Source organism: Streptomyces sp. NBC_00876, from assembly GCF_045207435.1.
In the GTDB taxonomy this organism is placed as follows: domain Bacteria; phylum Actinomycetota; class Actinomycetes; order Streptomycetales; family Streptomycetaceae; genus Streptomyces.
Genome location: NZ_CP108800.1, coordinates 6,246,262 through 6,259,177, shown reverse-complemented (window position 1 = coordinate 6,259,177; position 12,916 = coordinate 6,246,262). Strand labels below are relative to the sequence as shown.

7 protein-coding genes are annotated in these 12,916 nt (G+C 72.2%); all 7 read right to left on the bottom strand.

Annotated elements, in window-relative coordinates; translation table 11 throughout:
• Positions 1-2: 2 nt before the first annotated feature.
• Entirely contained in the window at positions 3-1,268 is a 1,266-nt protein-coding gene (gene aroA / locus OG782_RS27670; RefSeq protein ID WP_406455412.1) for a 3-phosphoshikimate 1-carboxyvinyltransferase, read from the bottom strand.
• Positions 1,269-1,346: 78 nt separating this feature from the next.
• Positions 1,347-3,308: an acyl-CoA dehydrogenase family protein gene (locus OG782_RS27665; protein WP_406455410.1), complete on the bottom strand. Its 1,962-nt coding sequence runs from the start codon at positions 3,306-3,308 to the stop codon at positions 1,347-1,349.
• A gap of 225 nt (positions 3,309-3,533) precedes the next feature.
• Positions 3,534-4,679: a PP2C family protein-serine/threonine phosphatase gene (locus OG782_RS27660; protein ID WP_406455408.1), complete on the bottom strand. Its 1,146-nt coding sequence runs from the start codon at positions 4,677-4,679 to the stop codon at positions 3,534-3,536.
• A 221-nt stretch (positions 4,680-4,900) separates the two neighbouring features.
• Complete coding sequence (locus OG782_RS27655; RefSeq protein ID WP_406455406.1) at positions 4,901-8,290, bottom strand: S8 family serine peptidase; 3,390 nt, start codon at positions 8,288-8,290, stop codon at positions 4,901-4,903.
• Positions 8,291-8,435: 145 nt separating this feature from the next.
• Positions 8,436-9,464 (bottom strand): helix-turn-helix domain-containing protein, encoded by a 1,029-nt coding sequence (locus tag OG782_RS27650; RefSeq protein WP_406455404.1) that lies wholly within the window; start codon positions 9,462-9,464, stop codon positions 8,436-8,438.
• 220 nt (positions 9,465-9,684) lie between these two features.
• Entirely contained in the window at positions 9,685-11,130 is a 1,446-nt protein-coding gene (locus tag OG782_RS27645) for an aldehyde dehydrogenase family protein (RefSeq protein ID WP_406455402.1), read from the bottom strand.
• 142 nt (positions 11,131-11,272) lie between these two features.
• A complete protein-coding gene (locus OG782_RS27640) occupies positions 11,273-12,841 on the bottom strand; it encodes a PucR family transcriptional regulator (RefSeq protein ID WP_406455400.1) in 1,569 nt (522 codons plus the stop codon).
• Between the last annotated feature and the right edge of the window lie 75 nt (positions 12,842-12,916).

Here is a 12,916-nt window from a genome sequence, read left to right as displayed (position 1 = left end):
GTTCACGGTCGCGTGGCCGGGCCCCGCCGGTCCAGGATCTCCGCGAACCCGGCGAAGGCCTCGTGGAACCCGGGGAACGTCTTGCGTACGCAGCCGGGGTCGTCGTAGGTGATGCCGGGCGTGCGCAGCGCGGTGACGGCGAACGACATGACGATGCGGTGGTCGCCGTGGGTCTCGACCTCGGTGGGCCGCGGGGTGCCCGGCGTGATCTCGATCCAGTCGGGACCGGTCGCGACCGTGATGCCCATCCGTCGCAGGTTCCGGGCGCACGCCTCCAGCCGGTCGCACTCCTTGACCCGGGTGTTGCCGACGTCCTCGATGCGTACCGGCCCCGAGGCGAAGGGGGCGATACCGGCCAGTGTCGGCATGGTGTCGGAGATGTCGCGCATGTTGACCGTGATGCCGGTGAGACCGCCGGTGGAGCGGACCGTCGTGGCGTCGGCCGTGGTGTGCACCTCGGCGCCCATGCGGCGCAGTACGTCGACGAACCGCAGGTCTCCCTGGAGGGCCCCTTGTCCGAGGCCGGGAACGGTGACCTCGGACCCTGTGAGGGCGGCCGCCGCGAAGAAGTAACTGGCGGTGGAGGCGTCCGGTTCGATCGCGTACGTGGTGGCCCGGTAGCCGCCGGGCGGCACGGTGAAGACGGTGTTGCCGGGGCCGCCCCGGGTGACCTCGACGCCGAAGCTGCGCATCATCGCCAGGGTGATCTCGATGTACGGCGCCGAGACCAGATCGGTGACGGTGATCCGCAGGCCCTCCCGCGTCAGGGGTCCGAGCATCAGCAGCGCGGTGAGGTACTGGCTGGACTCCCCCGCGTCCAGGGTCAGTTCGCCGCCCTTGATGCCGGCCGCCTCGATGCGCAGCGGGTGGTGTCCCTCGGCGTCCTCGTGGCGCAGGTCGACGCCGAGCGTGCGCAGTGCCTCGGTGAGCGGGGCGAGGGGGCGGCGGCGCATCTGCGCGGAGGCGTCGAAGCGGTAGCTGCCGTGGCCGGCCGCGGCGAGGGCCGGCAGGAAGCGCGCGGTGGTCGCCCCGTCGCGGCAGTAGATGTCGGCCTCGCCCGCGGCGGGTCCGCAGGGGCGGCCCGTGAGGTACCAGCGGTCCGGCTCCCGCACCACCTCGTAGCCGAGGCCGGTGAGTCCTGCCGCGAAGCCCTCGGAGTCGTCCGAGCTCAGGGGACGCAGGAGCGTGCTGCTGCCGTTCGCGGCGGCGGCCAGGAAGAGGGCGCGCGCGGTGACGGACTTGGAACCGGGGATGCTGATGACGGTCACGGGCCCCATCCTGCCGTGCGCCGCACCGTGCGGCGGGGCGCGTCCAGCGACTGGACGCGCCCCGCCCGGGGCATCGGCTCAGCGGATCGGCCGGTGCAGGTTCTCCCGGGTGGAGGGCCCGGGGGTGGCGTCGGCGATCCACGGGCCGTCGTCGCTCGGGTCGACGACACCCTCCTCCAGCCAGGTGTACGTACCGGCCAGGACGCCGTCGACCACCCGGCGGTCGAGGTCGTCGGTGTTGGACCACAGCCGGGTGAAGAGCGCCTCGACGCGGACGCGGGACTGGTGGCAGAAGGCGTCGGCGAGCTGGTAGGCCTCGCGGCCGTGTTCGCCCTCGGTGCGCAGAAGCTCGGCCCGGACGCAGGCGGCGCTCATGGCGAAGAGTTCCGCGCCGATGTCGACGATCCGGCCGAGGAAGCCCTGTTTGGTCTCCATCCGGCCCTGCCAGCGCGACATGGCGTAGAAGGTGGAGCGGGCGAGCTTGCGGGCGGAGCGTTCGACGTAGCGCAGATGGGCGGACAGATCGGCGTGGCCGGCCGGGTGGAACTCCCGGTAGGTGAGCGGGAGCTGCCCGGGTCCGGTGACGAGTCTGGGCAGCCATGCGGCGTAGAAGCCGGCCGCGTTCGCACCGGCCTTCGCCTTGGCGGAGAGCGGCTTGTCGGGGTCGATGATGTCGCCCGCGACCTTGAGGTGCGCGTCGACCGCCTCGCGGGCGATCAGCAGGTGCATGATCTCCGTCGAGCCCTCGAAGATCCGGTTGATCCGCATGTCCCTGAGCATCTGCTCGGCGGGAACGGCCCGTTCACCGCGGGCCGCGAGGGAGTCCGCCGTCTCGAAGCCCCGGCCGCCGCGGATCTGGACCAGCTCGTCGGCCATCAGGCAGCCCATCTCGGAGCCGTACAGCTTGGCGAGCGCCGCCTCGATCCGGATGTCGTTGCGGTCCTCGTCCGCCATCTGGGAGGAGAGGTCGACCACCGCTTCGAGGGCGAAGGTGGTCGCGGCGATGAAGGAGATCTTGGCGCCGACGGCCTCGTGCAGGGCCACCGGCCGGCCCCACTGCTCACGGACGGCCGACCATTCGCGGGCGATCTTCAGGCACCACTTCCCGGAGCCGACGCACATGGCGGGCAGCGAGAGCCGGCCGGTGTTGAGGGTGGTGAGCGCGATCTTGAGGCCGGCGCCCTCGGGGCCGATGCGGTTCGCGGCGGGGACGCGCACCCGGTGGAAGCGCGTGACGCCGTTCTCGATGCCGCGCAGGCCCATGAAGGCGTTGCGGTTCTCCACGGTGATGCCGGGGGCGTCGGCCTCGACCACGAAGGCCGTGATGCCGCCCTTGTGCCCCTCCGACCGCGGGACGCGTGCCATGACGACCAGCAGATCGGCGACGACCCCGTTGGTCGTCCACAGCTTCACCCCGTCCAGGACGTAGTCGTCCCCGTCCGGGACGGCGGAGGTGGCGAGCCGTGCCGGGTCGGAGCCGACGTCCGGTTCGGTGAGGAGGAACGCCGAGATGTCGGAGCGGGCGAGCCGGGGCAGGAAGGTGTCCTTCTGCTCCTGGCTGCCGAAGATCTTCAGCGGCTGCGGCACACCGATGGACTGGTGGGCGGAGAGCAGGGCGCCGACCGACGGGCTGGCGGAGCCGACCAGGGCGAGGGCCTTGTTGTAGTAGACCTGCGTCAGCCCAAGGCCGCCGTACTTCACGTCGATCTTCATGCCGAGCGCGCCGAGCTCCTTGAGGCCGTTGATCACCTCGTCGGGGATCCTCGCCTCGCGTTCGATCAGGGCGCCGTCGATCGTCGTCTCGCAGAACTCGCGCAGTCGCGAGAGGTACTCCTCGCCGCGCCGGACGTCCTCGGCGGCGGGCAGCGGATGCGGATGGATCAGGTCGAGCCGGAAGCGGCCCAGGAAGAGTTCCTTGGCGAAACTGGGTTTGCGCCAGTCCTTCTCGCGCGCCTCCTCGGCCACTTGGCGCGCTTCGCGCTCGGAGACCTTGGGCGGGGGCTGCGGTGCGGACGGTCGTTGTGCGGATGGTGCGGACATGAGGAGCTCACCTCGCCGCGTCGTCGGGTGACTGGATCCGGCAGGTCCGCGGGCGGCGCGGGTGCGTGCCGCCGTTGCGTACCTCTCGGTGCTACTCGTCCGTATGTACCCGATTCCTTCCACCCCCACCAGCCTTCCGGCGCCGATCGGGTCGGCCGCCACTCCACTGGCCAGCACGGCGTGCGGATTCCCGGAACGGTCCGGCGCTCCGGACGGGGTGGTGTTCTACGGAGCCTGGTGCGGGGCACGCCGTACGGCGAGGACCGCCAGGTCGTCCTGCTGCACGCCTGCGGTGAAGTCGCGCACATCGGCGATGAGGGAAGTGATCAGCGGGCCGGCGGTGATGTCGCCGCGGCCGCCGAGGCGCGCCTCCAGCGGATAGAAGTCGCCCTCGGGTGAACGGGCCTCGGTCAGCCCGTCGGTGCAGAGCAGCAGCGTGGCCCCCGGGGGGAAGTCGAACCATGCCACCGTGCGGGGATCGCCGACCAGACTCGCGAGGCCCAGCGGCACGTGTTCCTCTCCCGTGCCGACGGCGGTGACGACGCCCTCGTGCAGCAGGTAGGGCGGGATGTGGCCGCAGCCGACGAGCTGGGTGCCGGTACCCGTGTCGACCCCCAGGACGAGCGCGGTGACGAACCGCTCGGGCTCGTCGCGCTGTCCGGCGTAGTCGTTGTGCCGCACGACCGCCGCCTCGAGTGCGTCGACGAGCGCGGTCACCGTCGGCTCGCGGTGGGCGGCTTCGCGGAACGCTCCCACCACGTCGATGGCCATGCCGATGGCGGGCAGCCCTTTGCCCTGGACGTCGCCGATCAGTACCCGGGTGCCCCACGGGGTGGCCACGACGTCGTAGATGTCGCCCCCGACGAGCTTGTCCTCCTGCAACGGCTCGTACACACCGTCCACGAGGACGTCGTCGGTGAGCAGCGGCAACGGCCGCAGGATCTGCCGCTGCATCGCCGCCGCGGTCGACCGCAGCCGGACCAGGGCGCCCTCGCGCGTGATGCGCATCCGGGCGCCGTAGACGGCCAGCGCGCCGAAGCCTACGGCGAACAGCGTCAGAATCACCCGGTTGAGGACCCGCTCCCCGGGCTGGAAGACCACCGGCGCGATGACGACGAGGCTCACCCAGGCGGAGACCAGCGCCGTCTGGCGCGGGCTGCACAGGGCGGCCGCGAACGCCGGCAGGTACACCAGGAGGCCGAGAAGGAGCAGCGCGGTTCCGGTCAGCAGGCCGAGGACGACCACCCCGGCCGTCGTTGCCACCGTCGCCCAGATGACCGTGCCGGTGGAGGGGGTGCGGATGGCCGTGGTGTCGTCGCTGTCCGTCATGCCTTGTGCCGAGGTCAGCGCTGCTCGCAACGGACGGAACATGCGAACATCCTTCGGCTGCGAGGTGGTCAGCGGGTGGAAAGGCCGCAGGCGGCGCCGGACGGGAAGGCCTCGATCATCCATTCCGGCCGGGGAGCCGGCGGGAGGCTGGCCGCGCTCCCGCCGAAGTGCGTCCGTACGGGTGGCGCCCGGAACGCGCCGAAGGGCATGGCGAGGCCGGGCGGTCTCCCTGTCGAGGGGACCGCCCGGCCGGGTGGTGCGGGTTACCGCACGTCGTAGGCGCGGGTGATGGTCTGCGTGACCGCGTTGTGGTGGGAGTCGGTGAGGCCGACCTTCAGCATGACCTGCTGACCGGTGGCTCCGGTGTGGTCGAGGACGGCCGTCCACTTGCCGTCCTGCTGCTTCGTCGGCGCCGCGGTCCAGGTGGCGCCGCCGTCGTAGGAGTACGACAGCGAGGCCTCGGTGATCGCGCCCGGGGTGTATCCGGCGTGACCCTCGGCCGACAGACCGACCTTGATGCCGCCGCGCGCGGGCAGCGTGTTCATCCCGTCCGCCGGCAGGTCGTACGCCGGGAAGAGGATCGGCAGACCGCGGGAGTAGACCTCCGGCTCCAGGTGGGAGCGGAAGCTCCAGGTGGTGGTGACCGAGGTGGAGCGCAGCCAGGGCTTGTCCGAGGTGGGGATCTTGTCCAGGTTCTGGGTGAGCTCGTACGCGGAGTCCTCGGCCGGGACCTCGAACGCGTCGTACGGGTAGGTGCTGGTCGCGATCTGCTCACCGTTGCGCTTCAGCGCGAGGTTGCCGAGGTCGCCGAACGATCCGCCGTAGGACCAGTGGTCACCGGAGCCGTCGACCCACAGGGCGGTCTGGATGCCGATCAGGTCGCCCTGCCGCTCGGCTGCCAGCGCCAGGTTGCCGGCGCGGTCCCGGGCGGCACCCGGCCGCAGGGGGCCGCCGTACCACTCCTCGGAACGCCGCTCCCCGGCCCGGTAGGTGCGGTCCTTGTCGCCCATGAACGCGGCGAACGGGAAGCTGGTCAGCGCACCGTGCAGCCAGACGTCGTCACCGGCCGTGTAGTAGGCGGTACGGGTGCCGGGCACCGGGACCGGGTCGAGCAGGTTGACCGTGATGGAGGTGTTGGGGTTCCAGGAGGGGACGATGAACAGTCCGTCGAGGTAGTCGGTCTCCTTGCCGAGGGCGTTCCACTTCTCGGTGACCTGGGCCAGCTTGGAGTCCCCGACCCGGTAGTTCCGGTCGGACTGCAGCGGGCCCTGGCCCGGGAACGTGAGGTTGTAGACGTAGGGCGAGCCGCCCTCGGAACCGGTCGCACGCCAGGTGGGGCGGAACTCGAAGAAGCCCTTCTTGGCGCGCCCGTCGACGGAGGCGTAGAACTTCTGCACGGCGCTGCCCGCCATGAGCGAGCCGCTCAGCTGCCAGGTGTCGTCCCAGGTGCGGGCGTAGCTGAACGTGGTGTGGCTGATCGTCGAGGGACGGTCGGTGTGCACGCTCAGCCGGTGGGCCTTGCGGGCGTCGAGGACGACGGTGGTGTCATCGGTGACGCGCAGCTGCGGGCGCCCGACGTAGCTGATGGAGTCGGGCGCGTTCTCCGCGTTGTTGGTGGCCACGAAACCGGAGAGGGCGTAGTCACCGGGGCGCACGCTGAACGTCTGCTCGGCCGCGCCCTGGTTGCTGCGGCGCTCGCCCTTGTCGGTGTCGAGGCTGACCATGTCCAGGGAGGAAGCGCCGGCCGCGGGCTTGCCGTTGCGGTCGATGACCTTGACGCGGAGGGTGACGGTTTCCGGCTGGACGTAGAGGGTGACCGGGACGGAGACGTGGGCACCGCCGCCGGACGCCATGATCCGGCCCGTGACCGCGCCGTACTGGGCGGCCTCGAGACGGGCGGTGGGGTCGATCCGCACCGGCACCTTGACCGTGGCCCCTGCGGGAACGGTCACCTTGCCCAGCGCCGGCTTGATGACACCGGAGCGGACGGCGCTGCCGTCGTTGCCGTGCACACCGCTGACCTTGAGGCTCAGGGTGAGGTCGTCGGCGCCGGTGTTGGTGAAGGGCACCTGCACGGTGGTGCGGTCCGAGGCGTCCTGCGGCCAGTTGTAGCTGCCGCCCTGGACAGCGGGCGCGGAGAGCACCTTCTGGTGCACGGCCGTGTACACGTCGAGGACGCCGGCGCCGGTCTGGTCGGCTCCCGCCACCTTGCCGCCGGTGCGGGCGGAGGAGACCAGGGCCGCCTTGATCTGCTGTGCGGTCCAGTCGGGGTGGGCCTGGCGGACGATGGCGGCCGCGCCCGCGACGTGCGGGGTGGCCATGGAGGTGCCCGACATCGACTGGTACGCGTAGACGCCGCGCCCGCCCGCCGCGGCTGCCGAGATGTCGACGCCGGGGGCGGCGATCTCGGGCTTGAGGGTGTGGGTGACGGCCACCGGGCCGCGGCTGGAGAACCCCGCGGTGGTGTCGTCACGGTCGACGGCGCCGACGGTCAGCACACCGGGCGCGCAGCCGGGCGAGGAGACCGTCTCGGTGCCGGAGCCCGAGTTGCCCGCGGCGATCACGAACAGGCTGTGCGTGTTCTTCGAGAGCTCCTGGGCGGCCTGGGCCAGCGGATCGGCGCAGTCACCGATCGCCGGGTTGCCCAGGCTCATGGAGACGACGTCGGCCTGCTGGTCGACGGCCCACTGCATACCGGCGATGATCCAGGAACTCAGGCCGGAGCCGCCGTCGTTGAGGACCTTGCCGATGAGCAGTCCGGTCCCGGGGGCGACGCCCTTCTTCCTGCCGTCGCTGGCCGCACCGGAGCCGCCGACGGTGGAAGCGGTGTGGGTGCCGTGGCCCTGCCGGTCGGCGGTGTCGGGGGAGTCCGTGAAGTTCTTCGCCGCCTCGACCCGGTTCACCAGGTCGGGGTGCTCGGCGTCCACACCCGTGTCCAGCACGGCGACCTTGGTGCCCTTGCCGTCGTAGCCCTCGGCCCAGGCCTCCGGCGCGTGCACCTGCTTGGTGGAACGGTCCAGCGTGGCCTTGACCTTGCTGTCCAGCCACAGCTTCTTCAACGGGGCGGCGGCGCGGGAGCGGGTGTCGCTGATGTCCTGCCAGAAGGCGGCGGCACTGTCCTTGTCCGCCTTGAGCGCGACACCGTTCACCGCCGGGAGTCGCAGGCCCCGCTCGGCCCCACGGGGGGTCGCCGGAGCGGCGGCGGCGACGTCCACACGGTTCTCGTAGGTGGCGATGAGCGGCAGCTCGGCTGCGTGGGTGTCGTCGAATCCCTGGCGTACGAGCTCGCTGACGTTGAACAGCTGCTCGTCGACCCTGCCTTCGGCGATCGCCTGCGAGGCTTCGTCCGGGTAGACGTACAGGTCCTTGCCGAGCTGGAAGGTCTGCACGATCGGCTGCGACCCGTCCTCGCGCGGCAGGACGGCCGCCGAGGTGCGGCCCGACGGGTCCGTGGTCACCAGCACCTTGTCGCCGGTGACGAGGGTGACCGTCACCTGCTTGCCACCGGAAGCCGCGGTTCCGCTGCCGATGAGGGGTTTCTTCGCCGAGGCGCCGTCGGTGGGTGTTCCCGCCGCCCCGGAAGGCGTGACCGCGGTCATGGCCAGGACGGCGGCGGTCGCCGCCCCCAAGGCTATTCGCCCGATTGAATGCATGATTCTCCCTGCTCGAAATACATGAAGATGCCGTGCTGCGGCTGCATCCTGGCAGGGATACGGACATCTCAGGGGTGGTGAGTGTGGCGGGTTTCCCACGTGGCGGTACTCCGACACACAGTCACCGGTCCATGGGCCGGGCGGGTCAGAGCCAGCCGACCCGTGCCGCGTGCCATCCGAGCTGGAGCCGTGACTCCACGCCGGAGAGATCCATCAGACGACGCACCCGGCGCTCCACCGTGCGGATGGAAAGCCCCAGTTCGGAGGCCGCCTTCCGGTCGGAGATCCCGGCCAGCAGGAGCGCGAGGACCTCGAGTTCCTCTTCGGTCGGCTGCTGATCGGCCGCCGGCTCCTCGCGCACTCCCCCGGGGGTGGTGAACATCGGCCGGCCCTGGGCCCATTCCTTCTCGAAGAGATGGACCAGGGCCGTCAGCAGGCCGCTGGGGTGAACCACGATCGCGCTCGGCTCGCCTCCGGTCTCCGTCATGTCCAGGGGCACCATGGCCCGCTCCCGGTCCGAGATGACCATCTTCAGCGGGAGCGAGTCGACGAGCCGCAGTTCGAGGCCCGCCCCGACGGCCTCCCGTACGTCCCGCACCACTTCGTGGCCCGAGAGGTAGCTCTTGGCGGCCACGACCCGGAAGTCGACTCCGCGGTCCAGCAGGGAGCTCTCCGTACCGTCGGTGTCCTCGCGCGGTACCGCGGTGGGCGCGCCGACGAGGAAGACGAGCAACTCCCGCTGGGCTCCGCACTGGAGCTGGTGGAACCGGTGCGCGACCTGTTCCACGCCCTCGACCACCTCCACGACACCGCCCGCGGTGTGCGCGGCCGTGTTGCGGTACTGCTCGGTCAGCTTGGAGAACGCGGTCTCGGCAAGATGCAGGGCGTTGCGCTGCTCGGCGAGGAGAGGGGCCAGGGCCACCGAGGGGGGTGTGAGCCGGTAACGGGCCGAGCGGGGTCCGGGCTTGCGGTCGGCCTGGTCCGGTATCCCGGCCCCGGCCTCGCGGGCGACGGCCACCAGGCCGCGCGCGGCGAGGCCGAGCAGGATCCTGTCGCTCGCGGCCTCCTCCAGTCCGGCCTGGAGGGCGAGTTCCTGTGCGGAGGCGGTGGGACGGGCCAGCAGAGCGGTGTAGATGGCCTCTTCGGACGGGTCCAGTCCCAGCGCCTGCAGCATCCTGCTCCTCCTCGGGGCGGCGCCCGTGTCCGGCCCTGGCGCTACTCGCGCGCACGGAGCGGATTCCTCTCGGCCGAACCCTATCCCCCGGCCGGAAGGGCGCAGCTCCGCAGGTGGGCCGCGCACATGAGAACGGCCCGAGCCCCCGCACAGTGTGGGCTCGGACCGTTCGCCTGCCGCCCGCCGTCTCGCTGTCCGGGCGGAATACGGGCGTCAGGGGCTACAGGGCGAGGCCGGTGAGGACCAGGACGCGCTCGTAGGTGTAGTCGTCCATCGCGTAGCGGACGCCCTCGCGGCCGACGCCGGACTGCTTGGTGCCGCCGTACGGCATCTGGTCCGCGCGGTACGAGGGGACGTCGCCGATGATCACGCCGCCGACCTCGAGAGCGCGGTGGGCGCGGAACGCGGTCTGCAGGTCGTGGGTGAACACCCCTGCCTGGAGGCCGTACTTGGAGGAGTTGACGGAGGCGAACGCCTCGGCCTCGCCGTCCACCTTCTGCACCGAGAGGACCGGCCCGAAGACCTCCTCGCAGGAGAGGGTGACGCCGTCGGGGAGCTCGGCCAGGACGGTCGGCGCGTACGTCGCCCCGTCCCGCTTGCCGCCCGCGAGCAGCCGGGCGCCGGCCTGCACGGCCTCGTCGACCCAGGACTCGACGCGCTTGGCCGCGTTCTCGTCGACCAGCGGGCCGACTTCGGTGGCGTCGTCGGACGGGTCTCCGGTGACCTGGGCCTCGACGGCCGCGACGATCTTCGGCAGGAGCCGGTCGTACACCGCGGCGTCCGCGATGACGCGCTGCACCGAGATGCAGGACTGGCCGCCCTGGTAGTTGGAGAAGGTGGCGATGCGGGTCGCGGCCCAGTCCAGGTCCGCCTCGGAGGCGTAGTCGCCGAGCACGACCGCGGCGCCGTTGCCGCCGAGCTCCAGGGTGCAGTGCTTGCGCGGCACCGAGTCCATGATCGAGTAGCCGACCGGGGCGGACCCGGTGAAGGAGATCACGGGCAGGCGCTCGTCCTGGACGAGGGCGGGCATCCGGTCGTTGGGGACCGTCAGCACGGACCAGGAACCGGCCGGCAGGTCGGTCTCGGCCAGCAGTTCACCCAGGATCAGCGAGGAGATCGGGGTGGCCGGTGCGGGCTTGAGGATGATCGGGGCGCCGACGGCGATGGCCGGGGCGACCTTGTGCGCGCTCAGGTTCAGCGGGAAGTTGAACGGCGCGATGCCCAGGACCGTGCCGCGCGGGAAGCGCCGGGTCAGTCCGAGACGGCCGGTGCCGCCGGCGTCGGTGTCCAGGCGCTGGGCGTCACCGCTGTTGAAGCGGCGGGCCTCCTCGGAGGCGAACCGGAACACCGACACGGCCCGGCCGACCTCGCCGCGCGCCCACTTGATGGGCTTGCCGTTCTCGGCGGAGATCACCTGGGCGATCTCCTCGGTGCGCTCCGTCAGGCGCCGTGCCACGTGGTCGAGCGCGGCGGCGCGGACGTGGGCCGGGGTCGCGGCGAACTCGTCGCGCACGGCGTGTGCGGCGGCGACGGCCTCCTCCACCTGGGCCTCGGTGGGCACGCTGACGGTGCCGACGAGACGCCCGTCCCAGGAGTTGGTGACGTCGAAGCTTTCCTCGCCGGTGGCCTCGCGGCCGGCCAGCCAGAAGGCGTGGGTGGAGGTCATGGAGGTTCCGGCCCTTCGATGTCGTGGGGTGTCCTGTCCCCCACCGTAGGGCCGCGCTGCCCGACTGTTGTTTGTCCGGCATGGAGCAGAGGCGTGCCGGGGTGCGCCGGTTTGTCGGACGAGCGGGTGCGGGCCGGTCCGCCTACCCGGCCGCCGGGGGTGTGGTGACCTTCAGGGCCAGCCACAGCTCCATCCGGACGTCCGGGTCGTCCAGCGAACGGCCGAGGATCTCCTCCACCCGCCGCATCCGGTAGCGCAGGGTGTGCCGGTGGACCCCCAGATCGGCCGCGGCGGCGTCCCACTGGCCGTGGTGGGCGAGCCAGGCCCGGAGCGAGGCGACCAGATCGCCGCGGCCCTTGGCATCGTGTTCGTACAGGGCGCGGAGCATGCCGTCCGCGAAGGCCCGGACCGCGTCGTCGGCGAGCAGCGGCAGCACGGACCCGGCCGCCAGCTCCTCGTGCTCGACCAGGGCCCTGCCCCGGCGGCGGGCCACCGACAGGGACTGTTCGGCCTGTTTGTAGGCGGCCGAGACGGCGATCGGTCCCGCGGGGGCGGAGAGGCCCACGACCACTTCGGCGCCCTCCGCCGCCGGTTCGCGCGGCGGCCGCTCCTCCTGGGCGTCCGCGTAGGCCGTGCAGGCGGCGACCGCCGCGCCGCCGTCGGCGGCCAGGACGACCAGGCGTTCGCCCTCGGGCACCGTCAGCAGGGCCTCTCCGGACCGGGAGGCCGCGGTCTCCATGGCCTCGGCCAGCTGCTGCGTGGCCGAGGGGTCCGCGGCCTCGGCGATGAGCAGCCGGAAGGGCGCGTCGAGCAGCTCGCCGTAGAGGTCTCCGGCGACGGCACGTGCGTGGTCGGGCTGGCCGGCGAGCAGCATGCGCAGCACGGCGGCGCCGAGCCGCTGCTCGGCGCCCTGGAGCGCGCGGGAGCGGGCGGTGGTGAGGGTGAGCAGGGCGACCGCCGAGTGCACCGCGTAGCGCTCCGCGGTGCCGAGTGCCGCTCCGGTGCCCACGGCCAGGGCGCCGCGCACCCGGCGGCCGGTGCCCAGGGACTGGAGCTCGACCCGGTCGTCGGTGTCGCCGACGACGATGCTGGCCGGTGCCGGGCGCTCCCGCAGGCGCTCCACGTCGGGGGTGAGCCGGGCGGCACGGCGGGCCGCCCAGTCGGGGGCGGCGGCGACGACGGCGCCGGAGGCGTCGTACAGCGCGGCCCAGCCGTCGACGTGCGCGGCGAGGCGGGTGAGGAGTTCGGCGGGGCCGTCCCCGGAGAGCGCCGCCCTGGTCAGTTCCCGCTGCGCCTCGAAGCCCGCGGTCACGGCCCGGTACTGGTCGGCGGCGATCTCCGAGGAGACGGCCTTGGCGATGGCGAGGAACGGGGTGCGGCGCGGCACCTCGAGCAGGGGCAGCCCGGCCTCCTCGGCGGCGCCGATCAGCGGCTTCGGCACGTCGTCGTAGGTGACGCCGACGGCGAAGCCGATCCCGACGACTCCGGCCGCGGCCAGCCGGCGCACATAGCGGCCCATCGCCTCCGGGTTCTCGGCGTCGAGGTTCGTCGCGGTGATGAGCAGCAGCTCGCCGCCCTCCATGTAGGGCACCGGGTCGGCCAGCTCGCTGGCGTGGGCCCAGCGCACGGGGGTGTCGAGCCGGTCCGCCCCCGCACGGACCGTGAGCTTGAGCGCCGAGTGCTGGACGAGCGAGGCGAGCGTGGGGGGCATGGGGATGAGGTGACCTTTGGGAGGGGTGGATTTCGCCGTCCCGTATGAACGGCTCCTCCCGATTCTGCCAGGGTG